This is a genomic window from Thermus oshimai DSM 12092 (assembly GCF_000373145.1).
Lineage (GTDB): Bacteria > Deinococcota > Deinococci > Deinococcales > Thermaceae > Thermus > Thermus oshimai.
On record NZ_KB890620.1, the window covers coordinates 110,539 to 136,948 of the forward strand.

19 protein-coding genes are annotated in these 26,410 nt (G+C 70.8%); 4 read left to right on the top strand and 15 right to left on the bottom strand.

The annotated features are described in order from the left end of the window. Positions 1-15 precede the first annotated feature (15 nt). The 3 genes from B043_RS0109005 to B043_RS0109015 are packed head-to-tail and all read right to left on the bottom strand — an operon-like array spanning position 16 to position 5,036. Positions 16-2,910, bottom strand: a complete 2,895-nt coding sequence (locus B043_RS0109005; protein ID WP_018461754.1) for an AAA family ATPase — start codon at positions 2,908-2,910, stop codon at positions 16-18. After that, entirely contained in the window at positions 2,885-4,006 is a 1,122-nt protein-coding gene (locus B043_RS0109010; protein WP_018461755.1) for a metallophosphoesterase family protein, read from the bottom strand. The genes B043_RS0109005 and B043_RS0109010 overlap by 26 nt, the downstream gene beginning before the upstream one ends. A gap of 28 nt (positions 4,007-4,034) precedes the next feature. Further along, a complete protein-coding gene (locus tag B043_RS0109015) occupies positions 4,035-5,036 on the bottom strand; it encodes a YibE/F family protein (RefSeq protein WP_018461756.1) in 1,002 nt (333 codons plus the stop codon). A gap of 68 nt (positions 5,037-5,104) precedes the next feature. Between B043_RS0109015 and B043_RS0109020 the strand changes: the two genes are divergently transcribed. After that, entirely contained in the window at positions 5,105-5,473 is a 369-nt protein-coding gene (locus tag B043_RS0109020; protein ID WP_016329055.1) for a zinc uptake transcriptional regulator, read from the top strand. Here B043_RS0109020 and B043_RS0109025 read toward each other — a convergent pair. The 8 genes from B043_RS0109025 to B043_RS0109060 form a co-directional block, all read right to left on the bottom strand. Further along, complete coding sequence (locus B043_RS0109025; RefSeq protein ID WP_016329054.1) at positions 5,470-5,871, bottom strand: DUF4258 domain-containing protein; 402 nt, start codon at positions 5,869-5,871, stop codon at positions 5,470-5,472. The genes B043_RS0109020 and B043_RS0109025 overlap by 4 nt on opposite strands. 62 nt (positions 5,872-5,933) lie before the next feature. Then, positions 5,934-6,551: a ComF family protein gene (locus B043_RS0109030; RefSeq protein ID WP_026234205.1), complete on the bottom strand. Its 618-nt coding sequence runs from the start codon at positions 6,549-6,551 to the stop codon at positions 5,934-5,936. Beyond that, positions 6,532-7,521 (bottom strand): S-methyl-5-thioribose-1-phosphate isomerase, encoded by a 990-nt coding sequence (mtnA, locus tag B043_RS0109035; protein WP_038037028.1) that lies wholly within the window; start codon positions 7,519-7,521, stop codon positions 6,532-6,534. The genes B043_RS0109030 and mtnA overlap by 20 nt, the downstream gene beginning before the upstream one ends. A 91-nt stretch (positions 7,522-7,612) precedes the next feature. Continuing rightward, positions 7,613-8,365, bottom strand: a complete 753-nt coding sequence (locus B043_RS0109040; protein ID WP_018461759.1) for a LamB/YcsF family protein — start codon at positions 8,363-8,365, stop codon at positions 7,613-7,615. Positions 8,366-8,375: 10 nt separating this feature from the next. Continuing rightward, positions 8,376-9,329, bottom strand: a complete 954-nt coding sequence (locus B043_RS0109045; RefSeq protein WP_018461760.1) for a dipeptidase — start codon at positions 9,327-9,329, stop codon at positions 8,376-8,378. Then, positions 9,326-10,384 (bottom strand): PQQ-dependent sugar dehydrogenase, encoded by a 1,059-nt coding sequence (locus tag B043_RS0109050; protein ID WP_018461761.1) that lies wholly within the window; start codon positions 10,382-10,384, stop codon positions 9,326-9,328. Before B043_RS0109050 ends, B043_RS0109045 begins: the two co-directional genes overlap by 4 nt. A gap of 14 nt (positions 10,385-10,398) precedes the next feature. Continuing rightward, positions 10,399-11,430: an L-threonine 3-dehydrogenase gene (tdh, locus tag B043_RS0109055; protein WP_018461762.1), complete on the bottom strand. Its 1,032-nt coding sequence runs from the start codon at positions 11,428-11,430 to the stop codon at positions 10,399-10,401. 12 nt (positions 11,431-11,442) lie between these two features. Further along, entirely contained in the window at positions 11,443-19,473 is an 8,031-nt protein-coding gene (locus B043_RS0109060; protein ID WP_018461763.1) for a translocation/assembly module TamB domain-containing protein, read from the bottom strand. Between the two features lie 61 nt (positions 19,474-19,534). Here B043_RS0109060 and B043_RS0109065 point away from each other — a divergent pair, with 61 nt between their 5' ends. Beyond that, on the top strand, positions 19,535-19,801 hold the full coding sequence (locus B043_RS0109065) for an acylphosphatase (RefSeq protein ID WP_016329046.1): 267 nt from the start codon (positions 19,535-19,537) through the stop codon (positions 19,799-19,801). Here B043_RS0109065 and hflX read toward each other — a convergent pair. After that, positions 19,789-21,438 (bottom strand): GTPase HflX, encoded by a 1,650-nt coding sequence (hflX, locus tag B043_RS0109070; RefSeq protein ID WP_018461764.1) that lies wholly within the window; start codon positions 21,436-21,438, stop codon positions 19,789-19,791. The genes B043_RS0109065 and hflX overlap by 13 nt on opposite strands. 43 nt (positions 21,439-21,481) lie before the next feature. On the opposite strand from hflX, the gene B043_RS0109075 reads away from it, so the two are divergent. Continuing rightward, positions 21,482-22,030, top strand: coding sequence for a YdcF family protein (locus B043_RS0109075; RefSeq protein WP_026234206.1), 549 nt, complete (start codon positions 21,482-21,484; stop codon positions 22,028-22,030). Here B043_RS0109075 and B043_RS0109080 read toward each other — a convergent pair. The 3 genes from B043_RS0109080 to B043_RS0109090 are packed head-to-tail and all read right to left on the bottom strand — an operon-like array spanning position 21,984 to position 23,884. Beyond that, positions 21,984-22,424, bottom strand: a complete 441-nt coding sequence (locus B043_RS0109080; RefSeq protein ID WP_016329043.1) for a DivIVA domain-containing protein — start codon at positions 22,422-22,424, stop codon at positions 21,984-21,986. The genes B043_RS0109075 and B043_RS0109080 overlap by 47 nt on opposite strands. 6 nt (positions 22,425-22,430) lie before the next feature. Then, the gene (locus B043_RS0109085) at positions 22,431-23,066 is read right to left on the bottom strand and encodes a YggS family pyridoxal phosphate-dependent enzyme (RefSeq protein ID WP_018461766.1); all 636 of its coding nucleotides are present in this window, start codon (positions 23,064-23,066) and stop codon (positions 22,431-22,433) included. Further along, complete coding sequence (locus tag B043_RS0109090; RefSeq protein ID WP_016329041.1) at positions 23,066-23,884, bottom strand: purine-nucleoside phosphorylase; 819 nt, start codon at positions 23,882-23,884, stop codon at positions 23,066-23,068. The genes B043_RS0109085 and B043_RS0109090 overlap by 1 nt, the downstream gene beginning before the upstream one ends. 55 nt (positions 23,885-23,939) lie before the next feature. Here B043_RS0109090 and B043_RS0109095 point away from each other — a divergent pair, with 55 nt between their 5' ends. After that, positions 23,940-26,405 carry a BamA/OMP85 family outer membrane protein gene (locus tag B043_RS0109095; protein ID WP_018461767.1) on the top strand — a complete coding sequence of 822 codons (2,466 nt, stop codon included), beginning with the start codon at positions 23,940-23,942 and terminating at the stop codon, positions 26,403-26,405. Positions 26,406-26,410: the final 5 nt, after the last annotated feature.

The following is a 26,410-nucleotide window of genomic DNA, read 5'->3' on the forward strand; positions in this document are numbered from 1 at the left end:
AAGAGGACGGGGCCCTTAGGCCCACTCCACCCAGCTCCCCCTGGGGGTCTTGCGCACCTTTAGCCGGGCGGGAAGGCGCTCCGCCAGGGCCTCCACGTGGGTGACGATGCCCACCAGCCTGCCCCCCGTGGGCAGGGCCTCCAAGACCCCGGCCACCATCTCCAGGGTCTCCCCGTCCAGGGTGCCGAAGCCCTCATCCAGGAAAAAGGCCCCAAGCCGCCCCTTGGAGAGCTCCTCGGAAAGGGCCAGGGCCAGGGCCAGGCTCACCAAGAAGCTTTCCCCGCCCGAAAGGGTGCGCACCGGGCGCTCCACCTCCGCCCAGCGGTCCAGGACCAGGTAGTCGTCCCCATCGGCCAAAAGGCGGTAGCGGTCCCCGGAAAGGGCATGGAGGAGCTCGTTGGCCCGCGCGAGGAGGGCCTCCTGGCGCTGGCCCAGAAGGTAGGCGGGGAAGTTGTCCTCCTGGAGGTCCTGCGAAAGCTTGGCCCAAAGGTCCAGCTCCTGGACCAGGCGGGCCAGCCTGCCCTCCACCTCCCGGCGCCGCTTCAGGGCCTCCTCCAGGGCCTCAAGCCGCTCCTGCAACCGCCCCCCCTCCTGCACCAACGCCTCCCATCTCGCCCTCAGCCCATCCAGTTTTTTCCGGAGTTCCTCCACCCTTTTTACCGCTTCCTCCAGGGTGGGAAGGGGTTCGGAAGGGGAAAGGCGCGCCCGAAGCGCCCTCTCCGTCTCTTCCAGGCCCCTTCGCGCCTCCTCCAGGCCCCGCTCGTGCGCCCTAAGGCGGGCCTCGAGGGCGGCCCTTTCCTCCGGGGCAAGGACCTTGGCCTTGGCCTCCTCATAGGGCATGAGGCCCTGGGTGCGGGCCTCGGCCTCCTTCAGGGCCTTCTCCTGCTCCTCCTTGCGGGCGGAGAGGGCCTTGAAGTCGCCCTCGAGCTCCAAAAACTTCTGGGAAAGCTCCTGGAAGCGCCGCCCGGCCCACCTAAGCGCCTTAACCCTCCCCTCCAGGGCCTTCAGGTGGGCCTCCACCCCCTTCCCCCCCGTGGCCTCCTCCAGGTGGGCCCTAAGCCCGAGGGCCAGGTCGGCCCTTTCCCTCTTGAGGTGACGCTCCTCCTCCTCCAAGGCCCTAAGCCGGGCTCTAGGGTCCTGGACCCCACCTTGCCGGGCCTTTTCCTCCTCGCCTTCCAGCCTGGCGATCTCCCGTAGCAGCTTCTCTTCGTCTCGTAAAAGCGATCCGTAAAGTGTCCGGAGTTCCTGCAACTCCCTATCCTTCTCCGCAAGCCGCTCCTTCAACGCCTCGGGATCGCCGGGCCGGGGCTCGGCCTCGAGGGCCCTAAGCTCCTGATCGAGGCGGTCCTTTTCGGCCTCCTTGCGGGAGAGGAGGGCCGTGAGGGCTTTGATCTCTTCCTCGAGCGCCCGCTTGGCCTTGGGATCGAAGGCCCGCCCCTGGGGCACCTCGGGGAGGGCGTGAACCACCCCCCCGCAAAGGGGGCAGGGCGCTCCCACCTGGAGGAGGTCCCGGTAGGCCAGCACCCCCTGCCTCCGTTCCTCCAAGCGCAGGGCCTCCAGGGCCCGTTCCTTCTCCTCTAGGCCTTCCCGTAGGCCAGAGATCTCCCCTTCCAAGGCCTTGAGGGCGTCCTTGAGCGTCCAGGCCAAAGCTGCCCGGTAGGCCCCCTGTAGCTCGTCGTAGAGCCTGCGGGCTTCTTTCCCCTTGGCCTCCACGGCCCGGCGCTCCTCCCCAAGCGCCAAAAGCTGGGCCCTTAGGTCCTCCAGACGATCCAGGAGGGCCGCCCAAGCCTGTAGGGCCGTCCGCTCCACCTGAATCTGGACCAGCCGTTCCAGAACCCCCTCCAGGGCCTCGGGGTCAAACCTCGGGGCCAAGGCGCCTTCGCTGGGACCCGCCCGCCGGAGGAGGGCTTCCAGCGCCTTCAGGCCCTGGGCCTCCTGCAGGGCGGTTTGCGCCTCCTCCAAGGCCTCCGGGTCAAAGCCCAAAAGGGCGCGCTCCTCCTCCAAACGGCCCCTTTCCCCTTCCAGCTTGGCGAGGCCCTCCAGGGTTTCCCTCAACGCCTTCTCCTTAGCCAGAAAGTCTTCCCAAAGAGGCAGGGCCTTGGCCGCCTCCTCTGACTTTTCCAGGCGGAGCCGGAGCTCGGCCATACGGGGGGCCTCGGCCTCCAGGGCCTTCAGGCGGGCCAGGAGGCGGTGGCGGTCTTCCAGAAGCGCAAGCAGGGCCTCCGCCCCCTTAAGGGCCTCCTCCACCGCCCCCACCTCCCCCTTGAGCCGGGAGGCCTCCCTCTGCACCCCCTCAAGCCCCGTTTGCAGCTCCGCCTGGAGCTCAGGGGTGGCCCACTCCAGGGCCTTGGCCTCCCCCTCCAGGGCCTCTTTCTCCAGGAGGAGGGCCTTTCGCCGCTCCTCGGCCTTGGCCCGGGCCTTCTTGAGCTTCTCCAGCTCAAAAAGCTGGAGGAGGAGCCCCCTCCTTTCCCGGGCCTCCCCCTTCAGGAAACGGTCAAACTCCCCCTGGGGGAGGAGGAGGGCCCGGGTGAACGCCGTGTAGTCCAGGCCCAAGAGGTCCTCTAGGGCCTCGTCCACCTGCCTGAGCCTTTCCAGGGGGATCAGCCTATCCCCCTCGTAGAGCCGGGCCTCGCTCCGCCGCCCCCGGGTGCGCTCCACCCGATAGACCCGATCCCCCAGGGCGAAGGTGAGGGCCACCCAGGCCTCCTTGGCCGCGGGGTGTTTGAGGTCCACCCCCCGGTCCACGCGGGGGGCCTTGGCGTACAGGGCGAAGGCCATGGCCTCCAAAAGGGTGGACTTTCCGCTTCCCGTGGGGCCGGTGATGGCGAAAAGCTCCACGTCGGAAAAGTCCACGGACTGCTCTTCCAGATAGGGGCCAAACCCCTTAAGCGTCAGGCGCAAGGGCCTCACGGTCCACCTCCTCTAGCACCTCCCCAAAGCGGGCCAGAAGCCCCTCCTCCTCCCGGCCCTTGGCCTTGAGGTACGCCCGGTAGGCCTCCACCAGGGAAGGGGGGCCTTGGGTGGGGGCGGGAAGGGGCTCCTCGCCCCCAAAGTGCTGGACCTCCAAAAGCCCCGGCAGGGCCCGGAAAAGGCGCTCCTTCACCGGGGGGGAGAGCCGCCCCTCCACCACCACCTTGAGGTACCCCGGGAACCCCCGAAGCTCCTCCAGCCGCCCGTCCAGCTCCTCTGGGGCAAGCCGCAGGGTCCTTAAGGGCTTCCCCCAGCGCTCCCTTATGGGGTGGACCCGTGGGGGCCCCGAGGGGGGAAGCTCCACCAAAAGGGCCCCCCGCTCGGCGCCCTCCCCCTCCCCGAAGTCCAGCTGGACCAGGCTCCCCGGATACCAGGCCAGGGGGGCCTCCGAGGCCTGCTGCTGGCGGTGGATGTGCCCCAAGGCCAGGTAGCGGGCAGAAAGGGGCAGGGCGGAGGGGGGCACCGCGTAGCTCCCCGCAAGGTGGAAGAAGAACTCTCCCCCTCCGGGCCTCGCCCCTTCCAAGGCGAAGTGGGCCAGGATCAGGGGGCTTTGGAGGTTATCCAGGATGCGCCGCATGGCCTCCGCGTAGCTCCGGTGGCGCTCCTCCTCTTCCTGGAAGACCCGCTTCACCAGGATCCGTTCGGAGACGAAGGGAAGGAGGGCGGCCCTAAGGCCCTTCACCTCCACCACCCCCCCTTCCTCCCGGAAGAGGGGCCGGCCCCGCACGGTGGCCCCCACCCCGGCGAAGAGAGGGCTTAGGGCCTCGAGGCGCTCCTTGGGGTCGTGGTTGCCGGCGATGACCAAAGCGGGCACCCCAAGCTCCCTGAGGCGCAGGAAGAACTCCACCGCGTGGGCCTCGGCCTCCGCGGAGGGTTGGGGCCGGTCAAAGAGGTCCCCCGAGACCAGCACCAAATCCACCCGCTCCTTCTTTACGATCTCCAGGAGGGCCTTTAGGGCCCCTGCGACCTCCGGGGTGCGGTCGATCCCCTTCAAGACCTTGCCCAGGTGCCAGTCCGCGGTGTGGAGGAGGCGCATGGGAGGGATTTTAACCGCAAGCTTGCACCTAGTGCGGATGGGGGTGGTCGGGCGCCCCGCCCCGCCCGCCCCGAAAGGCCCAGGCGGCCACCAGGGTGGTGAGGGGCACCGCCAAAAGAAGCCCCAAGGAGCCCAGGAGCATGGCCACGATCTCCGCGGCAAAGGGCTCGGTGTTGAGGAGGAAGCGCCAGGGGGTGGGGTCCTTGGTGAGGAGGAGGAAAAGGGGCAGGCTGCCCGCGCTGTAGGCCAGGACCAGGGTGTTCACCAGGCTCCCCATGTGGTCGTAGCCCACCTCCATGGCCCGGCGGTAGAGGAGGCGGAAGGGGGCCTTGGGGTCCGCGTGGGCCAGGGCCTGGACCACGGCGGCCTGGGTCACGGTGACGTCGGTCAGCGCCCCCAAGGCCCCCACCACCACCCCCGCCAGGTACAGGGCCAGGAGGTCCACCCCGCCCCACTGGTGGAGGAGGAGGGCCTCCTCCGAAGCCAGGCCGGTAAAGCCCAGGGCCCGCACGAAGAAAAGGGCCAGGAGGAGGACCACGAAGGCGGAAAGGAGGGTGCCCAAAAAGGCCGCGGTGGTCTTCCGGTTCACCCCGTGGACCAGGTAGACGGTGAGGAGGAGCACCCCCAGGCTCCCCAAGAGGGCGTAGAGGAGAGGGTTCCCCCCATGGGCCAAGTGGGGCACCACCCAGAGGACCAGGACGAGAAGGCTTAAGAAGGTGCCGAGAAGCCCCCGCACCCCCTTCCCCCGGGCCAGGAGGGCGGCCAGGAGGGCGAAGAGGGCGAAAAGGGCAAGGAGGGCCGGCATCCGGTCGGGCTCCGTGAGGTAGAGGCGCCCTCCCTCCTCGTAGAGCACAGCCCGCATCCCCGGGGCGAACCCCCCGCCCCCCTGGGGCAGGAGGGCCTCCCGCACCTCCGCGCCCACCTGGACCCGGGCGGTGCCGGAAAGGGGGTCCACCTCCAGCACCCGCCCCACCAGGTAGCCCTGGGCCAGGGCCAGCCCCAAAAGGAGGAAGAGGACCACCGCGCGCATGCCCCCCACTTTGCCAGCCCGGGGATTAGAGGAGATGAAAACCCCTTCTCACTGGTATCCTGGAAGCGATGGAACGCTCCACCCGCCAACGCCGGGCCATCCGGGAGGCCTTCCTGGAGGCGGGCCGCCCCCTCTCCCCCCAGGAGGTCTTGGACCTGGCCAGGAGAAGGGTCCCCAGCCTGGGCCTGGCCACCGTGTACCGCAACCTGAAGGCCCTCCTGGAAGAGGGCTTCCTGGCCCCGGTCCACCTCCCGGGGGAACCCCCCCGGTACGAGCCCGCAGGGCGGGGGCACCACCACCACTTCCACTGCCGGGTCTGCGGCCGGGTCTTTGAGCTTCCGGGGTGCGCCCTCGAGGCCGAAGCCCACCTCCCCCCCGGCTTCCGCCCCGAGGGGCACGAGGTCACGGTCTACGGGCGCTGCCCCGACTGCCCCTAATCCAGGGCGTAGCGGGCCCGGGCCTCCTTGAGGCTCCAGCGGACCTCCTCCAGGGCCCCGTCAAAGCGGAGGAGGGCGGCCAGGCGGGATCGGGAGTACACCCGGTGGGGCTCTTTGGGGATGAAGGCGGTGACGATGTCCACCCGCCTGGGCGGGGTGTAGTCCAGGACCACGTGGAGGGGCAGCCTGAGCCTCGGGGGGAAGACCATGTACCCCAGGACCAGCATCCGCCCGTCCTCGGGGTAGATGGCCAGCTCCCGGCCCCATTCCAGAGCCTTCAGGACATCCAGCTCCGTGAACCCCTCCTGGAGCATGTGCTTGGCCACGTGGGGGCCAAGCCGGTAGCGGCCTTCCTTGAGGTGGGGGAGGAGGTCTTCCAGGCGGCGAAGCTTCTTCATGGAACCCCCCTTTGACCCCCAGTCTAGCCGAGCCCCCCTGGGGGAAAAGGCGCTTGGCCCACTTAGCGGTAGGGCCCCAGGGCCTTGGGGCCCTTAAGGGCGATGAAGGCCCCGTACACCCTCTCCGCCCCGGCCTCCAAAAGGGCCTCCTCCGCCCTCAAGAAGGTGGCCCCGCTGGTGAGGACATCGTCCACCAGAAGCCAGGCCCCCTCTACCCGCCCCCTTGGGCGGAAGAGCCCTTCCGGGAGGCGGGCCCGCGCCCTTCCCCTCACCAGGGGGCGGCTTGGGGCGTAGCGGGCCCGGTAGAGCACCGGGCGGTAGAGAAGGCCTAGGCGCGCCGCCAGGGCCCGGGCCAGGAGGTCCGGGGGGTTATACCCCCTTCGGAGAAGGCGGGGAAGGAGGGTGGGAACCGCGGTGACCCCCTTTAGGGGCCAGCCCGCCTCCTCCACCCCCAGGGCCAGGGCCTCCGCCAGAATAGGGGCCAGGCCCCACCGCCCCCCGTACTTCAGGGCCCGCACCAGGCCCCCCACCCGGCCGTAAAGGCCCAGGTAGACGAAGCGGTCCGTGCGGAAAGGCCTCAAGCTCCCTCGGCAGAGGGTGCAGAGCAGGGGGCGGTCCAAGGGGCCCCCGCACCCCGGGCACCGGTGCCCCAATAGCGCCTCAAGAAAGGCCCAGGGCACGGCGGAGGGCCTCGCCAAAGGGGGGGTAAAGCACCCCCTTTTCCGTGATGATCCCCGTGAGGTAGCGGTGGGGGGTCACGTCAAAGGCGGGGTGGTAGGCGGGAAAGCCCTCGGGGGCGATGGGAAGGCCCCGGAGGTGGGTCACCTCCTCGGCGGGGCGCTCCTCTATGGGGATGCCCTCCCCGCTTTCAAGCTTTGGGTCCACGGAGGAAAGGGGAAGCGCGGCGTAGAAGGGAATCCCGTGGTGGTGGGCCAGGACGGCCAGGGCGTAGGTGCCGATCTTGTTGGCGAAGTCCCCGTTTAGGGCCATGCGGTCCACCCCCACGATCACCGCGTCCACCTGTCCCCTCGCCATGAGGAAGCCCGCCATGTTGTCCGCGATGAGGGTGGCGGGGACCCCGGCTTTCATGAGCTCAAAGGCGGTGAGCCGGGCCCCCTGGAGGTAGGGCCTCGTCTCGTCCACCCAGACGTGGCGCACAAGGCCCCGGCGGTGGGCCTCGAGGATGGCCCCCAAAGCGGTGCCGTACCCCCCGGTGGCGAGGGGTCCGGTGTTGCAGTGGGTGAGGACCTGGCCCCTTAAGACCTCCGCCCCGTGGCGGCTAATCGCCGCTTCCGTCTCCTCCACCTCCCGCCAGAGGGCGTAGGCCCCCTCAAGGGTCCCCTCCAGGCTCCCCCAGTGGGGCCGGAGGCGGTCTAAGGCGTGGAAGAGGTTCACCGCCGTGGGGCGGCTCGCCCGGAGGAGCCGGTCCGCCTCCTCGGGATCCTCCCCGGAAAGGTGGGCCAGGACCATGCCGAAGGCCGCGGAAACCCCGATGGCCGGGGCCCCCCGCACCACCATGGCCCGGATGGCCTCGGCCATCCCCTTGGCCGTGCGCACCGGGACCCAGACCTCCTCCTGGGGCAGGCGCCGTTGGTCCAGGAGCCAGAACACCCCCTCTTCCCGGTCAAAGCGGAAGGGCAGAAGCCTCATGCCCCTAAGGTACCCCACCCCAGCACCCTCCCCGTGGAAAAACCCCCACCCAGGGGAAGAAGGCAGCCTAAAGGCCCTTCCCTTGGGGCGCTTAGAAAGCCCGGATCTCCACCCCGTGGGCCAAAAGGGCCTCCCGCACCGCCCGCACCACCAGGGGGGCGTTGGGGTTATCCCCGTGGATGCAAAGGGTTTCCGCCCGCACCTCCACCTCCCCCCCGTCCAGGGCCTCCACCCTCCCCTCCAGGACCATGCGCACCGCCCGCCGGGCGGCCTCCTCGGGGTCGGTGATCCAGCTTCCCGGCATGGAGCGGGGGGCAAGCTGGCCGTTTTTCAGGTAGGCCCGTTCGGGAAAGGCCTCCAGGACCACCCTAAGCCCCAAGGCCCGGGCCTCCTCCTCGTAGACCGTGCCCGGGAGGACCACCAGGGGCAGGGCGGGGTCAAAGGCCCGCACCGCCTCGGCGATGGCCCGGGCCGTCTCCCGGTCCCGGCAGGCCTTGAGGTAGAGGGCCCCGTGGGGCTTCACGTGGTGGAGGGAAAGGCCCTCCGCCTTGAGGAGGGCGGAAAGGGCCCCGATCTGGTAGAGAACGTCCGCGTAGACCTCCTCCGGGCTTAAGGCCATCTCCCGCCGGCCGAAGCCCACCAGGTCGGGAAAGCCGGGGTGGGCCCCCACCTGGACCCCATGGGCCTTGGCCAGGCGCAGGGCCTCGAGGATGCGCGTGGGGCTTCCCCCGTGGAAGCCGCAGGCCAGGTTGGCCGAGGTGATGTGGGGGAAGACCTCCCGGTCGTGCCCGTAAAGGAAGGCCCCGTAGGACTCCCCCGCGTCCGCGTTCAGGTCCACCCGCATGTCCCCCACCCTAAAGCCAAGAGGAAAGCCAGCGCAACCAGTTCCCCCCGAGGAAGGCCTCGTCCCCCAGGCGCTTCAGGTCCCCATGGCCCTCGAGGCCCAAGGGCACGCTCTCCAGGCCGAACCCCCCGTCCCAGTCCGAGCCCAAGCCCACCCCCTCCCGCCCCAGGAGGCCCTCCGCGTAGGCCTTGTGCTCCAGAAAGCGGGCTAGAGGCAGGCGGGGCATCCCCCTTTTCCAACCCGCATCCAGGAAGGCGTTGAAAGGGACGAGGCCCAGCACCCCGCCCCGCGCCCTAAGGGCAAGGAGCATCCCGTCGGAGAGGTTTCTCGGCGTGGGAGCGAGGGCGCGGGGGTTGGCGTGGCTCACCAGCACCGGCCCCTCGTACCGCTCCAAGGCCTGGAAGAAGGCCTCGTCCGCAAGGTGGGATAGGTCCAGGGCCACCCCGAGCTCCTCCATCTTGAGGAGGAGGGCCTCCCCCATGGGGGTGAGGGGGCCAGGGTGGGCGTTTCCCCCGGCGTAGGGGCTCCCCGTGGCCCAGGCGGGGCCGAGAAGGCGCACCCCTTCCCGGTAAAGGTCCTCCAGGGCCTCCGGCTCCGGGAGGGGGTGGGCCCCTTCCAGGAGGAGGACCAGGCCCAGAACCCCGTCCCTGGGGTAGGCCTCGAGGTGGCACTTCAGGTCCTCCCCGTCCCGGAGGAGGCGCACCAGGCCCCTTTCCTCCCAGGCCCGGTACAGGGCCACTTGGCGCCGGGCCTCCTCCCAAAGCCGGCCCGCGTGGGCCTTGGGGTCCACGAACACCGTGGCGAAGGCCAAGCCCACCCCCGCTTCCTTCAAGGCGGGGAGGGTCACCATGGGGGTTTCCTCCCCCTCTCCCTTCCTCTGCCGGAGCTGGGAAAGGGGGAGGGTGAGGTCCCGCCCCAGGTCCAACGCGTTATAGGCCAGGTCTAGGTGGGCGTCCACCATCATAGGAGCCTAAGGATCCGGTCGTCCCCCGGGCGCACCCGGCCCCGGCCGTCCCGGTTGGAGGTGGTCACGTAAAGGGCCCCCTCGGGCCCCACCCGGACCTCCCGCAGGCGGCCAAAGCCCTCCAGGACCCGCTCCACCCGCGCCACCCGCCACCTTCCCTTGCCCCCTTCCAGCACCAGGCGCAAAAGGGCCTCGCCCCGGAGGCCCGCCACGTAAAGGGCCCCCCTCCAAAAGGCCAGGTTCCCCGGGGGGAAGCCCTCGGGCCAGAAGTAAAGGGGGTCCTGGAAGCGGGGGTCTCCTCCCCGCCCCACCACCTGGGGCCAGCCGTAGTTTTCCCCGGGAAGGATCAGGTTCACCTCGTCGTGGCCAAAGCCCTGCTCCCCGCTGGGCCCGTGCTCCGAGGCAAAGAGCTCCCCCGTCTCGGGGTGCCAGGCCAGGCCCTGGGGGTTGCGGTGGCCGTAGGAATAGATCTCGGGCCGCGCCCCCCTCTGGCCCAGGAAGGGGTTCCCCGGGGCGGGGGCCCCCTCGGGGGTGAGGCGGAGGATCTTGCCCCCTAAAGAGGCGAGGTCCTGGGCCAGGGCCCGCTCGTAGACCTCCCCCGTGGTCACGTAGAGCATCCCGTCGGGGCCGAAGGCGATGCGCCCCCCCGAGTGGAGGCCGTGGGGGCGGGCGGGGATCCCGTCCAGGATGACCCGCTCCAGAACCCCCCGGCTCCCCTCGTGGCGCAGGCGCACCACCTGGTTCCTCAGGCCCCCCTCCTCCACGGTGCGGTAGGCGTAGACGTAGGGGGCCTCGGGAAAGCGGGGGTGGAGGGCGAGGCCTAAAAGGCCCGACTCCCCCCGGGCGTAGACGGGAAGCTCCGCGTAGGGGGTAAGCCTTCCCCCTCGGAAAAGCCGGATCCGCCCCGGCCGCTCGGAGACCAGGAAGCCCCCGTCCGGGAGGAAGGCCAAGGCCCAGGGCGCCTCGAGGCCCCCCACCACCTCCTCCACCCGCCCCTGGGCCCGGGCCAGGGGCAGGGCCGCCAAGAGGGCGAGCACCCGCCTCCTTGAGAGCATGCCCTAAGGATACCCTAGGCCTTGGGGTCCAGGATGACCTTCACCCCCTGCCCCTTTTCCAAGAGGGCGAAGGCCTCCTGGTAGCGGCTTAGGGGCAGGCGGTGGGTGATGAGGGGGGTGAGGTCCACCCGGCCGGAGTAGACCAGGGCGGTGCCCTGCATCCAGGTCTGCCAGAGCCTGCGGCCGGCGATGCCGTAGGCGGTGATCCCCCGCATGACGAGCTCCCCCGCCAGGTCAAAGCGGATGGGGTCTGAGGGGATGCCGAGGATCCTGGCCTCCCCCCCGGGGATGAGGGCCTTCAGGCCCTGGTGGATGGCCGCCTCGTTCCCGGAAAACTCCAGGAGGACCTCCACCCCGCTTCCCGTAACCTGCCGCACCACCTCCAGGAGGTCTTCCTCCAGAGGGTTCACCAAGCGGTCCGCGTAGGGGCGGGCGAAGCCCAAGCGGTAGGGGTTGGGGTCGGAGACCAGGATGGGGCCGGCCCCGCTGGCCCGGGCCACCATGGCCGCCATGAGGCCGATGGGCCCCGCTCCCGTAATGAGGACGCTCTTCCCCGAAACCCCGCTTCCCGCGTAGACCGTGTGGACCGCGTTGCCAAAAGGCTCCAGGATGGCCGCCACCTCAAAGGGGAAGCCCTCCGGGTGGACCCAGGCGTTTTCCGCCGGGACGAGGGCGTACTCGGCGAAGCCCCCGTCCCGGTCCACCCCCAGGATCTCCGTGTTCAGGCAGACGTGGTAGTGGCCCACCCGGCAGGCGGGGCAGGTATGGCAGACCACGTGGCTTTCCAGGCTCACCCGGTCCCCCACCTTGGGCCTTTTCACCCCCGGGCCCACCGCCTCCACCACCCCGCTGAACTCGTGCCCCAGGACCAAAGGCGGGCGGATCCGCCCCTGGGCCCAGGCGTCCCAGCGCCAGATGTGGAGATCGGTGCCGCAGATGCTGGCCGCCTCCACCCGCACCAGGATCTCCCCGGGGCCGGGCTCGGGCACGGGGCGTTCCACCAGGGTTAGGCCAGGGCTTCCTTCCAGTTTGGCGAGCGCGCGCATACCGGGGGCATCCTACCACCGGTAAAGGGCCCCCACGCTGAAGCGCACGGTGTCGGAGGCCTCGAGGCCGAGGGAGAGGGCCAGGTCCGGGGCGAGGTCGTAGCCCAGCTCCAAGTCCAGGCGGCTCAATCGCCCGTCCCCGAAGAGGAAGGTAGAGCCCAGGCTCACGGTGAGCCCGTCCCGGCGGTAGCCCACGGAGAAGGTCTGCGCCCCCTGCAGGTCCAGGGTGTAGCCCAGGAAGAGCTCGGGGCTTAAGTATTTGCCGATGGAGAAGCGGGTGTCCTCCAAAGCCCCCCCCTGGAGGGCGGGCAGTTCCACCCGGAGCCGGTCCAGCCCCAGGGCGCGGGCCAGCTCCCGCTCCAGCTGGCCCACCAGGAGGTTTTCCAACACCGCCCCCAGGGCCACCTGGGGGAAGGTCTCCGCCAGGCGGGTCACGTCGGGGGTGCCGAGGGCGAGGAGGGCGTAGATCTCCGGCTCGGAAAGGGGGGGCTCGGAGGTGAAGCGGGGCTCGAGGCGCACCTTCACCCGGCCGTTTTCCCGGAGGAACTCCCCTTGGGCCTCGAGGGCCACGGCGTAGCCCCGCACCTGGGCCGAGGCCTTTAGGGCGAACTCGGGGAGGAGACCCCGGTCCGGGCGGAAGCGGAGGGCGCTTTCGGGCTCCAAGGCAAACTGGGCGTCCCACAGGCGGAAGGCCCCCCAAAGGGGCCGGACCTCCCCCACCAAATAGGGGTCGGCGTAGGGGCCCTCCAGGTACACCTCCCCCTTAAGCTCCCCCTGGGCTAGGCTCTCCTGGACCAAGATCCCCCGCTCCGCGTAGATCCGCACCCCCTCAAAGCGGAGGGGGAGGGGCGCCCCTGGGGCCTCCCCGGTGGGCACCCCCTCCTGCACCAAGGCCCGCTGGCCCGCCTCGGGGATGGCCAGGCGGGCCCTCAAGACCTCCGCGTTCCCCGTAAGGTGGTAGGTGCCCTTCTCCTCGTAAAGGAAGAAGCTCTTCACGTCCAGCAGGCCCTCTTGCAGGTAGTAACGGGGGTAGTAGAGGGGAAGCTTGCCGTAGCCCGCAAGCCGCAAGGGAAAGAGGGTGCCCGAGGCCTGGGCCTCCCCTAGGGCGATCCCCACCCCGTAGCCGGGGTAGCGGAGGGCGAGCTCCGCAGGGGTGGCTTCCTTAAGGCCGGGCAGGGAGACCTCCCCCCGGGCCAGGACCCGGAAGTCCTCTAAGGTGCCCTGGAGGCCCAGCCGGGCCCGCCCCGGGAAGGGCTTGGAGAGGAGGAGCTCCCCCTCCGCCCTAGCCCCCCCGTTTAGGGCAAGGAGGCCCTTGGGCACGCGCCCCTCCAGGGGGCCTAAGCGGAAGGCGAAGTCCTCCAGGTCCACCCGGAACCCCTCCCCGGTAAGGCGAAGCTCCAGGGTGCCCGAGGCCTGGGGCCGGTAGGGCTTTAAGAAGGGCACCACCTGGAGAACGGGGGTGTAGACGGTGTCCTTAAGGGTGAGGCGGAGGTCGCTCCCCTCCGGGCTCCAGTAGCCCGCCCCCTCCCAGCTCCCCCGGCCCGAGAGGCGGAGGTGGTCCACGGTAAGCCGCCTTCCCCCGTAGCGGAAGGCGGCCTGCCCCCTAAGCTCATCCCCCCCGCCCCGGAAGACCAGGCTCTCCCCCACCAGCACCCCCTCCCCCGCCCAGGGGTCCCCAAGGGGCAGGCGGAGGCGGAGCGCGCCCGTCCAGTAGGCCTGGCCCTCCAGGGGGCCCGCCACCGCGGCGAGGAGGAGGTGGAGGGGGAAGCCCCGGGGGTCGGCCCGGAGGTCCAGAACCCCCCGCTCCCAGGCCAGGGCCAGGGGGGTGCGCCCCAGGACCCCCAAAACCTCCACCCTGGGGCCAAAGCCGCCCTGCAGGCTAAAGGGCAGGGTCTCCCCCGCCACCCCCACCTGCCCCTCCAAGCGGGCCTCTCCCCTACCCCCCTTAAAGGCCACCTCCCCCGAGGCCCGGCCCTTCAGGTAGGGGGCGTATCGGCCCAAGAAGTCCTCCAAGGCGGCGTCTTCCAGGCGAAGGCGCCCCTCCAGGGGAAGAAGGGTGCCCTGCCCCTGGAGCCGGCCCACCTCCCCCGAGAGGACCCCCTCCACGGGGAAGCCCGGGCCATCCCGCACCTCCCCCAGGAACCGGGCCCCCAAGGGGGCCAAGGGCAGGTCCACCTTCAGGACCCCCCCACCCTCCCCGGGGTAGCGGAGATGGCCCCGCAGATAGGGGCCCTCCGCCTTAAGCTCCACCTCCAAAAAGCGCCCCGATAGCTCCACGGCCTGCGGGCCCGCCCGGTAGTGGACCCGGTAGCCTCCGGCCAGGTCCACCCGCCCCTCCAAAGCCCCCTCCCCCGCCGCCCACCAGGGATGGGCCGGGTGGGCCCCCTCCAGGAAAACCTCCTTCCCCTTCCCCTCCAGGCGCAAACTGAGCCCGGAAAGGGGCAGGGCCAGCGCCCCGGACACCTCCCCCCCCTGGTAGCGCAGGGCCCCCTCCCCAAAGGTGGCGGAGAGGGTGAGGGCCAGAGCCTCCAGGTCCAAGACCCCCCGCACCTCCCCTTCCGCCAAAGGGTTTGGGGGCAGGGTAAGGGCCAGGGCCACCCTTCCGCCCTCGCCCTCCACCCGGATGGGGGGGAGGGAAAGGACGCGCACCTCCCCCGACCCCCGGGCCTCCCGCCGGGCCAGGTCCACCCCCACCCCCCCCACCTCCAAGAGGGGCCAGGCCAGGCGGAAGGCCTGGCCCAAGGCCTCCCCCTCCAGGAGAGGCACCCCCCGCCCGGAAAGCCGCGCCCGCCCGTAGGGGAAGGCCACCTCCCCCTCCCAGGCCCCCCGGTAGGCCACCTCCCCCTCTAAATCCCCCGAAAGGCGGGCCTCCAAAGCCCCCTCCCTCCAAGCCCCCTCCGCCTCCGCCCGCCGCCCAAAGGCCTCCAGAAGGAGGCGGCCCTTTAGGTGGGCAAAAGAACCCTCCACCCCCCCCGTGAGGCGCAAGGGGCCGTAGGCAAACCCCTGGAGGCGGAGGCCCACCCCGCCGGGTCCCACCTCCCCCGAAACCCCATCCCCCTCCACCCTCAGGCGGAAGCCGGGAAGGCCCGTGAGGGCCAAGGCCACCTCCCCGTACCGGTAGACCCCCTTAAGCCACACCCCCGGATAGGCCCCCTCCGCCTCCAAAACCCCAAGGCCCCAGGGCAAGGGCCCCTCGTACCGGTAACGCAGGGCCAAAGGGGAAAGGTCCAGCCGCCCGGTAAGGGGAAGGTCCACCCCCAAAAGGTCCAGCCCCAGCCCCCGCCCCACCGCCCGCACCGCCCCGTAGGGGGTGGAAAGCACCCCCTCCCCGGCCACCCCCCCCTGGTAGCGGTACGCGCCCCGGAACCCCACCCCCCGGTAGGCCAGGTCCAGTCGCGCCCCCCCTTCCACCCCCGCGCAAGGCCCCAGGGGCCGGGGCAGGCAGAAGACCCCCTCCCCACCCCCCTCCAAAGCCCCCTCGCCCCTCAGCAGGATGCGCCCCGAGCCTAGGTCCGCCTCCGCCAAAACCGCACCCTCAGGCACCGGGTAGCGCACTTGGAGCCGCCCAGAAAGCCCCTCCCGGTAAAAAGCCTCCCCCCTTACCCTAGGCCCCAGGAAGCGCGCCCATAAGCCCCCCTCCCCATACCCCGCCTCCAGGGCCTCCCCGAGGAGGGTTCCCCTAACCTCCGCCCGCAAGGGGGAAAGCCAAAGCCGCCCCGAGGCCTCCCCTTCTAAACCCAGCCCCGCCCCCGGACGGAGGGTGAGGGAAAGGGGCCCTGTCCAAGGCCCTTCCCCGGAAAGCCCCACGAAGAGGGGCAGGCCCAAGGGGGTGAGGTCCAAACCCCCTTGGGCCTTTAGGCGCCCTCCCTCCAGGGCCAGGTCCAGCCCCTCTCCCCGGGCCTCCAGGCTTAGGGCCTCCACCCCGTAAGCCCCTCCTCCCTGCCGGTAGGCGAGGCGGAAGGGAAGCCTCAGGCCCTCCCCTTCCAAGGCCCCCCGCCCCTCCGCCCGGAGGTCGGGGAGGGTGCCCAAAAGCGCCACCTCCCCCTTTAGGGCCCCTTTCAGAAGGGGAAGGTCCAGCCCCACCCGTCCGGAAAGGGAAAGGCCCTGGAGGAGGCCCTCCCCCCGGACCGCCCCCGGCCCCACCCGCCCGGAAAGCCTGAGGCGCAAGTGACCCTCCCCCACGCCCTCCAGGCGAAGCCCAAGCCCCTCCGCCCGAAACCCCCCCCGGTAGCCCCCGGGACCGTAGGCCAGGTCCGCTTGGAGGGCCACCCCCTCCACCGCCCCCTGCCCTTTCAAGTGAAGGTGCAGCCCCTCCTCGTAGCGGGCCTCCAGGGCTAAGGGCGCATGCCAGGTCGCCCGCACCCTGGCCCCCTCCCCCAGGAGCTCCACCGGCCCCTCCTGCTCCAGATAGGCCAGGCTCCGGAGGAAGCCCTGCCCCCGGTACCCCGTCCCCGACCAGAGGAGGTCCAGCGCCCCTTCCGCATAGGAAGAGCGGTGGCGGAGCCGGCCTTCCCCCTTCTGGGCCAGGAGGTCCAGGCGTGCCGAAAGGCGGGTTTCCCCAAGCCCCTCCCCCGCGTGGCGGGCCTCGAGCCCCAGGGCGCTCCAGGGGCCTTCCACCTGAAGCTCCCAATCCTGGTAGCGGAAAGCCCCCTCCAGGCGCCTTCCCCCAAGGTCCAGCCGGCCCGTTCCGGAAAGCGCCCCCAGGCCCTGTAGCGCCCCCGTTCCCGGGGTCCAGGCCAGGCCCACCTCCCGCCAGAGGAGCCGGAGCGTCCCCTCCCCATAGCGGAAGCGGAAGGCCTCCCCGCCGTAGGCCACCTCCCCCTGGGCCTCCCCCCCGCCCCTCAGGTCCAGCGCCCCTTCCGCCCGCCCCCCCAAGGGGAGGCCCAGGGCCTTCCCCAAAGGCCCGAGGTCCAGGCGGAAGGCCACCTCCTCCCCCAAAAGGCGCAGATGGGAGCCCTCGTAGGCCACCTCCAGGAAGGTCCCTTCCCCGTACCCTCCCCGGAAGCGGAAGGGAAGCCCGGCCCAGACCCCCTCCCCCTCGCCCGAAACCTTAAGGCCCTCCCCCCGGAAGGCCCCTTCCAGCGCCCCGCCGCGCTCCAGGAGGCGGAAGGGGAGGCGGAAGGCCCCCCGGTAGCCAAGCCCCTCCCCCTCCAGCCGGATGGGACCCTCCAGGGCGTAGCGGAAGCGGCCCCCCTCGAGCCGGGCCCTCCCCTCCAGGTCCACGGGCTCCAGGTAGGGCGCTTCCGCCCGGCCCTTCAGGGCGAAGGCCAAGGCGGTCCAAGGCCCCCCGCCCGAAGCCTCCAGGCGGAGGGCCACCCCCCCTTGGCGGTAGCCCCCTTCCAGACGGGCGGAGAGGCCTTCCGGGGAAGCCTCCCCCTCCCCTTCCCCATAAGGCCCCTGGAAGCGGAGGCGGGCCTTTAGAAGTTCGTGCCCTAAGGCCTCGAGGCGCCCGTAGGGGGTCTCCCAAAGGAGCCTTCCACCCCCCTCCCCCCAGGCCCCCGAGACCTTCCCGAAAAGGCCAAAAGGGCTTAGGTCCAGGCCCTCGGCCCTCAGGTCCAGGCGAAGGGCCCCCTCGTACCCCCCGGAAAGGCGAAGCCCCGGCCCCGCCCCCTGGAAGCGCACCCGAAGGCCCTCCCCCGAGAAGGCCAGGGCCAGGGCGGAGAACCGGGCCTCCCCCCGGTAGCGGAGGGCCAAGAGGTCCGCCTCGCCCCGGAGGGCCCCCGCCCCCAGGGCGGGAAGCCGGGCCTCGCCCTGGAGGCGAAGCCCCCGCCAGGGCCCCTGGGCGGAAAGGGCCCCGTACGGGGTCTTGAGGGCAGCCCTCCCCCCCTGGAGGTCCCCCTCCGCCTCCAGCACCCCTTCCTGCCCCCGGTAGGCGAAGGGGAGGCGGAGCCGGAAGGGGAACCCCCCCCGGAAGGCCACCTCCCCCACCCCCTCCACCCTTAAGCCCTCCCGGTCCAACTGGAGGGGGAGGGGCGGCAGGGCGAGGCCCTCCACCGCCGGGGGGATCAGGCGCCCGGAAAGCCGAAGGCTAGGGTAGACCTCCCCTTCCGCCTCCACCCACCCCCAGGTGGAAAGGGAAAGCCTAGGCCCCTCCCCCAGGAGCCTCCCTTCCACCCCGTAGGCCCGGAAGCGGGCCCAGCCGGAAAACCCCTCCCGGTAGGCCAGGTCGGCCTCCAAGAGGAGGGGGCCCAGGCCCCCCTTCCCCACCACCCGTAGGCCCTCCCGGTAGCGCACCCCGAGCCCCCCGGCCCGGAGGTCCAGGCCCCTTTCCGGGTCGTAGACCCCCTCCAGGGGCACCCGGCCCAAGGGGGTGAGGGCCGCCCCCCTAAGCTCCGCCCCCAGGCCCCGGAGATGGGCCTCGGCCTCGAGGTAGCGCCCTTTTAAGGAGAGGCGCCCCGAAAGCCCTTCCCCCCCATACCGGGCCCGCCCCGAAAGGCGGAAGGTGTCCAGGAGGGAAAGGGGGAGGTCCCTCAGGGCGAGGTCCAAAACCCCCTTCCGGTAGCGCCCCTCCCCGTAGGGGCTTAGGAAGCGGAAGCCCCCATCCTCCTGGACCACAAAGAGGGGAAGGCGGGCGTAAGGGGAGTCGTAGCGGAGGTCCGCCCGAAGCCGCCCCAAGCGGAGCCGCCCCTCCCCCTCAAGCGCCCCCAGGAGGAGGGGCGTGGCCTTCAGGCTTAGGGCGAGGTCGGACCAAGGGCCAAAGAAGGCCAAAGGCCCAAGCCGCCCCCTCACCCTTCCCCCTTCCCCCTCCAGGCTTCCGGAAAGGTCTAAGGGCTGGAAAAGGGGAAGCCGCACCCCGGGGCTTTCCACCCCCACCCGGAAGCGGCTCCCCTCGCTCAAAAAGCGCACCCGGGCCAGGCCCTCCAGGGGCCTGGGCCAGGCCACCGCCCCTTCCCCTCGGGCCTGGACCCCCTCCCCCTCCAGGCGGAGGGCGCTTCCCAGGCTGTCCCGGAGGTGGGCCCGGTAGGCCTGGCCCCTCAGGGCGAAGTCCAGGGCGTAGGTCCGGTCAAAGAGGCGGCCCTCCGCCAGGGCCTCCAAGGAGAAGACCCCGTCAAACCCGAGCCTTCCCCGGTGGCGGAAAGGCTCCCCCAGAAGCCGCCCCTCCCCCTCAAAGGCCCCTTCCAGGGCGAGCCTCTCCCAGCCCGAGCCCTCGAGGCGGAGAAGCCCCTCCCCCTCCAAGGGAAGCTCCAGCCCGTAGTGGCGGGCCAGGGCCTGGAGCCTGGGGCGGCCCTCTAGGCGGAAGCGGTAGAAGGCCCGGCCCCAGTCCACCTCCGCCCAGGCGGTCAGGGGCCCCTCGAGGCCTTCCCCCCTAAGCTCCGCCTCCGCCCGCCCCCCAAGAAGGCGCACCTCCCCCCCCACCCCGCTGAGGCGGAAGCCCACCAGCTCCACCGCGCCCCCCTCCACCCGCGCCCGGCCCAGGACCCCCTTGGGCCCCACCTCCACCTCCCCGGAAAGGGCCCCGCCCAAGAGCCCCGGGTAGAAGAAGGAAAGGGCCCCCACCCCGCCCCTGAAGGCCACCCGCCAAGCGGAAAGGTCTTCCGCAAGAGGCCGGGCCTCCCCCTCCAGGGTCCCGCCGGGCAGGCGGGCCAGGAAGCGGTAGGGGTTTTGCCCCTCCAGGGTGAGGCGCAAGGGGGGGAGGAAGAGCCTTTCCCCTTTTGGGAGCTCCACCGCCACCTCCTCCAGGACCAGGCTCCGGAAGAGGGTCCTTATGGGGGGCGGGGGGCCCGGCTTTTCCGGAATCAGGGCCTCCCAGGTGGGCCGGATGAGCCCCTTCCGCACCCTAACCCTTAAGGGGAGTTCCCGGCGGAGCAGGCCCAAAAGGTCATAGGCCACCTCCACCTCCTCGGCCTTCAGGCTCAGGCCCTCCCCCCTAAGGTCCACCCCCCGGAGCCGGAGGCCCAGGAGGAGGTAGCCCCGAACCCCCTCCACCTTCCCGGAAAACCCTGCTCCCTCCAGGCCCCAGCGCACCACCCCCTGCAAAAGGGGGGGCCAGGCAGGGAGGGCCAGGAGAAAGAGGAGGGGAAGGAGGAAGAGGAGGCGCCGCACTCCTCCCGTAGGATAGACCCCCAGTGTGAAAAGGTCATGGAGGGGGGTTTAAAATGCCCCCATGCCGCGCCTGGTGGCCTTGGTCAGGGGAAGGGTGCAGGGGGTGGGGTACCGGGCCTTCGTGCAAAGGAAGGCCCTGGAGCTCGGGCTTTCCGGCTACGCGGAAAACCTTCCGGATGGGCGGGTGGAGGTGGTGGCGGAAGGCCCCAAGGAGGACCTGGAAGCCCTCCTCCACCACCTGAAACAGGGCCCAAGGCTGGCCCGGGTGGAGGAGGTGGAGGTGCAGTGGTCGGAGGAGACGGGCCTGAAGGGGTTCTACGTGTACTGAGCCCAGGCCTGGGGCCGCACCCCCGCCCGGAGGAGGGCCTCGGCCAGGGCCTCCCTTAGGGCGGGAAGGCCCGTGCCCTTCAGGGCGGAGACCGCCACCCCCCCCAGCCGCTCCTGGAGGTAGTAGAGGTCGTAAGGGGCCGCCCGGTCCGCCTTGTTCAGGGCCAGGACCCGGGGGGCCTCCACGGAAAGCTCCCGAAGAAGCTCCTCCACCACCCCATACCGCCCCAAAGCCCCATCCTCGGAGGCGTCCAGCACGTGGAGGAGAAGATCGGCCTCCCGCACCTCCTCCAGGGTGGCCCGGAAGGCCTCCAGGAGGGTTTCCGGCATCCTGCGGATGAAGCCCACGGTGTCCGTGAAGAGCACCTCCCCCACCCCGGGCAGGAAGCCCCGGCGGGTGAGGGGCCTCAGGGTGGCGAAGAGCTTGTCCTCCCCCGGCTCCCCGCCCCGGGCCAGGGCGGAAAGGAGGGTGGTCTTGCCCGCGTTGGTGTAGCCCACCACGGCGATGAGGGGAACCCCCCGGCGGCGCCGTTGCCTTCTCGCCTCCTCCCGCCGCTCGGCGTAGCCCTTCAGGCGGTGGGTGAGGTGGACGATCCGTTCCTGAAGCCGCCTGCGGTCCACCTCCAGCTTGGTCTCCCCGGGGCCCCGGGTGCCGATCCCACCCCCCAGGCGGGAAAGCTCCTTCCCCTTGCCCACGAGCCTAGGGAGGAGGTACTTGAGCTGGGCCAGCTCCACCTGGTCCTTGGCCTCGGGGGTCTTGGCGTGGAGGGCGAAGATGTCCAGGATGAGCTGGGTCCGGTCCAGGACTTTAAGGCCCGTGGCCCCCTCTATCTCCCGGGCCTGGGTGGGGGTGAGGTCCAGGCTGAAGATGAGGGTGGAGGCGTTCTCGTGGTAGGCCAGGCTTTTCAGCTCCTCCAGCTTCCCCAGGCCCACCAGGTAGCGGGGGTCCAGCTCGAGGCGGTAGACCAGGACTTTCCGCACCACCACCCCCCCTGCGGTGCGGGTGAGCTCGGCGAGCTCCTCTAGCGCGGCCTCCGCCTCCGGCCCCTCCCCCCGGTCCACCCCCACCAGGATGGCCCGCTCCCGCCCCCCGTCCTGGATCTCCAGCACCCGGGCCTGGCGGGCAAGCTCCTCCTCCAGGGCGTTCACCTCCGCCCAGAGGTCAAAGTCCAGGTACTGGTGGAAGGGCCTGGGCGGGAGGATGCGCCAGTCCTCCTCCTCCGCCTTGGGGGGGGAGAGGAAGGCCACGTGGAGGAGGCCGGGCTGGCCCCCCTCCACCTCGAGGGCCGCCAGGCTGTCCAGCCGGTTCAGGAAGAGGACGGAGAGGTCCGGCCGGGAGAACCCCCCCGGGGCCAGGTGGGTGTGGAGGAGGCGGTAGCCGGAAAGCCGCCGCTCTGTCCTAGCCCCCTCGGGCAGGGGGAGGTCCTTGGCGTCCCCCACCCCCACCCGCACCACCCGCCCCTCCCGGTCCAGGAGGAGGGCCACGGGCCGGCCCATCTCCGCGGAAAGGGCGGCCAGGGTGTGGGCCAGCTCCGGGGTGAGGAGCCGCTCCTTGGGCACGCGCCTGCGGTACAGGTTGGAAAGCTTCTTAAGCTCGCTCTTCTTGAGCCCTTGGGTCTTGCCGAAGATCTTCTCCACTTGGCCCCCTCAGTATACCAGAAAACCCCAAGGAGGGCGTAGATTGGGGGGCGTGTGGGTGCTCCTTCTCCTGGCCCTGGCCCTGGCCCAGTACGACTGGATCGTGGTCCTGGGGGCCGCCCAGTACGGGGGTAGGCCCTCCCCCGCCCTGGAACGTCGGCTCCTCACCGCCTTGGAGCTTTACCGGAAGGGGGTGGCCCCCCGCATCGCCGTGACCGGGGGCAAGGCCCCGGGGGACCGGCTGAGCGAGGGGGAGGTGGGCTGCCGCTACCTCCGGGCGCGGGGCGTGCCCGAAGAGGCCCTTCTCTGCGAGGGGAAAAGCCAGAACACCTTCGAGAACCTCCTCTTCCTGAAAGGCAGGGTGCGGGGGCGGCTCCTTTTGGTCACCGACGCCCCCCACCTGCCAAGGGCCCTCTTCCTGGCCCGGCTTCTAGGCCTAAAGGCCCAGGGGCACCCCGTGCCTGGGCGCTACCCCCTGGGCTACTGGGCGCGGGAGGCCCTCTACCGCCTCTGGCTCTACCTGGGCCTGAAACCCCTTCCCAGGTCTATAGCCTTTCCAGGGATTCCAGGTACCCTTGCAAGAGCGCTTTAAACTGGCTTAGGAAAAGGGCCTTTTCCTGCCGCGCCCGCTCGATCTCCCCCCGAAGGCGCTTGAGCTCCTCCGCCGCCTCCCTTAGGACCTGCTCCTTGGCCGCTTCCGCCTCCTTGCGGATGAGCTCGGCCTCCTTTTCCGCCTGGGCCTTGAGCTCCCGGGCGATCTTCTCCGCGGCCACCACCGCCCGCTTCAGGTCCGCTTCGGCCTCCTTAAGGCGGGCGTTCTCCTCTTCCAGGGCGCGGATCCTCTCCTTAAGGGCTTCGCCCTCCCGGACGAGGCCCTCCAAGACCTCGGCCACCTGGCCCAGGTAGGCCCGCACCGCGGCCTTATCGTAGCCCCGGAAGGCGGTGGGGAACTCCTGGTAGCGGACGTCCAAAGGGGTTAGGTCCATGCCCCTTCAGTCTACAAAAAGGGCCCGCCCCACCCGCACGTAGGTGGCCCCCTCCTCCACCGCCCACTCAAAGTCCTCGGACATGCCCATGGAGCGCTCGGGAAGGCCGTAGCGGTCGGCAAGCTCCGAAAGCCTCCTGAAAAGGGGGCGCACCAGGCCCTCGGGGCCTATGGGGGGCACGGTCATGAGGCCAAGAACCTCCAGGTGGGGCATCTCCTTAAGGCGCGCCAGGGCCTCGGGGAGCTCCTCTTCCAAAAAGCCATGCTTCTGGGGCTCCCGGCCCAGGTTCACCTCTACGAGCACCCGAAGCCGCACCCCCGCCTTGGCCCCCACCCCCTCCAGGGCCTCCGCCAGGCGCAGGGAGTCCAGGGAGTGGAGGAGGGCGAAGCGGGGGGCGAACTTGGCCTTGTTGCGCTGAAGGGGGCCGATGAGGTGCCACTCCGCCTGGAGGACCTCCATCTTCTTCAGGGCCTCCTGCACCCGGCTTTCCCCCAAGGGGAAGGCCCCGTGGCGGAGGACCTTCTCGGCGATCTCCTCCGGGCTCCGCCCCTTGGTCACCGCCACCAGCCGGACCCCCCTAGGGTCCCGCCCGGCGCGGCGGCAGGCCCTTTCTATGCGTTCCAGGACTTCGGGAAGGCCCATCAGAGCGCGGCGAGGATCCCCCGCACCAAGCGGCGGAATACCGGCCCCGTGGCCTCCGCCACCCGCAGGACCTCCTCCTCCGTGGCGTGGTGCTCCCGCTCGGGCACCGCCATGTCGGTGATGGTGGAAAGGCCTAAGACCCTGGCCCCAAGGTGCCTCAAGGCGATGACCTCGGGCACGGTGGACATGCCGATGGCGTCCGCCCCAAGCTCCCTTAAAAGCTTAAGCTCCGCCCGGCTGGCGAAGGCAGGCCCCATGAACCAGGCGTACACCCCCTCAAAGAGGTGGAGGTCCTGGGCGCGGGCCACGCGGCGGGCAAGCTCTATAAGCTCGGGGTCATAGGCCTCAAACATCACGGGGAAGCGGGGGCCTAGCCGCTCGTCGTTTGGGCCCCTTAGGGGGTTCGCCCCGGCGAAGTTGATGTAGTCCAGGTGGAGCATGATGCCCCCTGCGCGGAAGCGGGGGTTGAGCCCCCCAGCGGCGGAGGTGAGGAGAAAGGTCTTGGCCCCCAGGAAGTAGCCCACCCGCACGGGGAAGGCCACCTCCTCGGCGCTGTAGCCCTCGTAGTAGTGGACCCGGCCCTTGTAGACGAGAACGGGTTTGCCCTCGAGGCGCCCCAGGATGAGCCGGCCCGCGTGCCCGGGGGCGGTGGAGAGGGGGAAGTGGGGGATCTCGGCGTAGGGGATCTCCGCCACCTTCTCCACCTCCTCCGCCAAGGGGCCAAGCCCCGAGCCCAGCACGATCCCCACCTCGGGGGCGAAGTCCGTCCGCTTGCGGATGGAGGCCACCGCCTCCTGGATCTTCTCGTACACGCCCATACCCGCCCATTTTACTCTCACCGCCCCTTCACCCCTTTCCGGTATGCTTTCCGCCATGAAGCGTTTTCTGACCTTAGCCCTCTTCGGCCTTCTGGCCCTGGCCGCCCCCTTGGAGGAGGTGGCGGTGGAGGGGGCCGACCCCGTGCTCCAGGCCCTGGCCCGGGCCGCCCTCCCCTTTGGGGTGGGGGACGAGCCCGGGGATCTGGAGGCGGCCCGGAGGGCCATCCTGGCCACGGGCTACTTCAAAGCGGTGGAGGTCCGGCTGGAAGGGCGGGTCCTGCGGGTGCGCCTCGTCCCCAACCCCCCCCTAAAGGCGGTGCGGGTGGAGGCCAAGGCCTTCCCCGAGGCGGGCCTCCTCCGCTTCCTGGAGGAGAACTTCGCCCTGGGCCCCGGGGCCACCTACAACCCCCTAAGGGCGGAGGAGGCCGCCAAAGGCCTGGCCCAGGCCTACCGCCAGGCGGGCTTCCCCTTCACCCCCAAGGTGGCCCTGGAGGCCAAGGAGGAGGCGGACGGGGTGAGCCTGGCCTTCCGGGTGGAGGAGGGCCCGGAGGTGAAGGCGGTGCGCCTGGAAGGGGTCTCCCTCCTGCCCGAAGGGGAGCTCCTCCGGCTCCTGGAACCCCTCAAGGGCCCCTTTGACTTCGCCCGCTACCAGGAGGCGCTAAGGGCCATGGCCGAGCGCTACGAGCGGGCGGGCTACCGCTTTAGCGGCCCTGACCCCGCAGGGAGCACCCTGGAGGAGGGAACCCTGCGGGTGGCCGTGCGGGAGCTCAAGGTGGCGCGGCTGGAAGGGGAGGGCCTGGACCTCAGCGCCTTTCCCCTAAAGCCGGGGGACTACCTGAACTACGAGAAGCTCCTGGAAGGGGTCCAGGCCCTCTCCCGGGCCCTTTCCCGGGTGGTGGAGTTCGCCCTCCTCCCGGAAGGGGAGGGGGTGGCCGTCCGCCTCCAGGTGGGCCCCGAAGGGGGGCGGATCGCCGGGGTGGAGCTTACGGGGGTGACGGCTTTCCCCCAAGAGACCGTCTTTGCCCTCCTCCGGCTGAAGCCGGGGGAGGTCTACACCCCCACCCTGGCCCAGGAGGACGCCCGCCGGGTGGCCGCCTTCTACCGGGAAAAGGGCCTCGAGGTGGCGGACGTGCGCCCCGGCTTCCGGGAAGGGGTGTACCGCCTCGAGGTGGTGGAGCTCAAGGTGGGGGGGTACCGGCTGGAGTGGGCGGGCGAACACCGCACCCAGGACGAGGTCATCCTCAGGGAGCTCCCCAAGCCGGGAAGCCTCTTCAGCGTTCCCGCCCTGCGCCAGGCCCTGGCCCGGCTCATGGCCACGGGGCTTTTGGCGGAGCCCCCGAGGGTGGGCCTGGCCCCCGGGGAGAGCCCGGAGCAGGTCACGGTGGTCTTGGGGCTTAAGGAGGCCCGCACCGGGCTTTTCCAGCCGGCCATCGGTTGGAGCTCTTTGGAGGGCTGGTCAGGGAGCCTCTCCTTCAAGGAAACCAACCTCTTCGGCCTGGCCCACCAGATTTCCCTGGACCTGGCCTTCCTGCAAAACGACGCCCGGGACAACTTCTCCTTGAGCGCGGGCTACACCGTGCCCTGGCTCTACCTGGACTTCGCCGACCTCAAAGAGGTGCGCACCAGCGTCTCCCTAAGCGCCTTTTCCAACCCCATCGGGAACAACAAGCTCCTCCAGGGCTCCACGGACACCGGCTGGGAGTACACGGAAAGGCGCACGGGGTTTGGGGTAAGCCTAAGCCGCCCCTTCTCCAAGGAGCTGGAAAACCTCCGCCTCTCCACGGGGCTAAGCCTCCGCCGCTCCTCCTACGCCCTCGAGGTCTACGACCCCAACGCCCCCTGCGACCCCAGCGTCACGGACACCACGAGCCCCAAGTACTGCGACGGGACGGGGTATAAGGACGTGAACCTGGCCCAAGGCCTCCTCCCCACCCCGGGCTGGACCCTGAGGCTGGACTTGGGCGGGGCGTACGTGGACGTGGACAACCCCCGCTTCCGCACCCAGGGGTACGAGGCGGGGCTTTCCACGGGCCTCGGCCTTTCCCTGCCGGACACGGGGGGGCGGAGCTTCTTCGTGCCCCTGGTGGCCACGGCCAAGACCTACCTCCCCCTGGACGAAGCCCGGCGGCAGGCCCTGGCCTTCAAGGTCTCCCTCGGCACCCTCCTCGGCTACCCCCCGGAAGGGGAGCGGTTCTACCTCTCGGGGGGCGGGGGGGAGGCCTTCCTCCTAAGGGGCTACGAGGACCGGAAGTACGGGGGGCTTTCCTTCGCCACGGGGAACGTGGAGTACCGGTACGACTTCAACCTCTCCCCCCAAGGGGGGACGAACCTCTACGGCATCCTCTTCGCCGACCTGGGCCTCGCCGACAACACCGGGGGGGCCAAGTGGGGGGTGGGGCTTGGCTTCCAGCTGGACCTGGACGTCTTCGGGGCCCTCCTCCCCTCCCTGAGGCTGGACTACGCCTTCAGCCCGGAGAAGCCCACCGGCATCCTCCACTTCCGCATCGGGCCCATGTTCTAAGCCCC

Coding starts and splice junctions, on each gene's coding strand:
- B043_RS0109010 (WP_018461755.1), bottom strand. CDS start 4,006: ATGCGCCTCCTCCACACCGCGGACTGGCACCTGGGCAAGGTCTTGAAG.
- B043_RS0109015 (WP_018461756.1), bottom strand. CDS start 5,036: ATGCGCGCGGTGGTCCTCTTCCTCCTTTTGGGGCTGGCCCTGGCCCAG.
- B043_RS0109020 (WP_016329055.1), top strand. CDS start 5,105: ATGGAACGCTCCACCCGCCAACGCCGGGCCATCCGGGAGGCCTTCCTG.
- B043_RS0109025 (WP_016329054.1), bottom strand. CDS start 5,871: ATGAAGAAGCTTCGCCGCCTGGAAGACCTCCTCCCCCACCTCAAGGAA.
- mtnA (WP_038037028.1), bottom strand. CDS start 7,521: ATGAGGCTTCTGCCCTTCCGCTTTGACCGGGAAGAGGGGGTGTTCTGG.
- B043_RS0109040 (WP_018461759.1), bottom strand. CDS start 8,365: ATGCGGGTGGACCTGAACGCGGACGCGGGGGAGTCCTACGGGGCCTTC.
- B043_RS0109045 (WP_018461760.1), bottom strand. CDS start 9,329: ATGATGGTGGACGCCCACCTAGACCTGGCCTATAACGCGTTGGACCTG.
- B043_RS0109050 (WP_018461761.1), bottom strand. CDS start 10,384: ATGCTCTCAAGGAGGCGGGTGCTCGCCCTCTTGGCGGCCCTGCCCCTG.
- tdh (WP_018461762.1), bottom strand. CDS start 11,430: ATGCGCGCGCTCGCCAAACTGGAAGGAAGCCCTGGCCTAACCCTGGTG.
- B043_RS0109065 (WP_016329046.1), top strand. CDS start 19,535: ATGCCGCGCCTGGTGGCCTTGGTCAGGGGAAGGGTGCAGGGGGTGGGG.
- B043_RS0109080 (WP_016329043.1), bottom strand. CDS start 22,424: ATGGACCTAACCCCTTTGGACGTCCGCTACCAGGAGTTCCCCACCGCC.
- B043_RS0109085 (WP_018461766.1), bottom strand. CDS start 23,066: ATGGGCCTTCCCGAAGTCCTGGAACGCATAGAAAGGGCCTGCCGCCGC.
- B043_RS0109090 (WP_016329041.1), bottom strand. CDS start 23,884: ATGGGCGTGTACGAGAAGATCCAGGAGGCGGTGGCCTCCATCCGCAAG.
- B043_RS0109095 (WP_018461767.1), top strand. CDS start 23,940: ATGAAGCGTTTTCTGACCTTAGCCCTCTTCGGCCTTCTGGCCCTGGCC.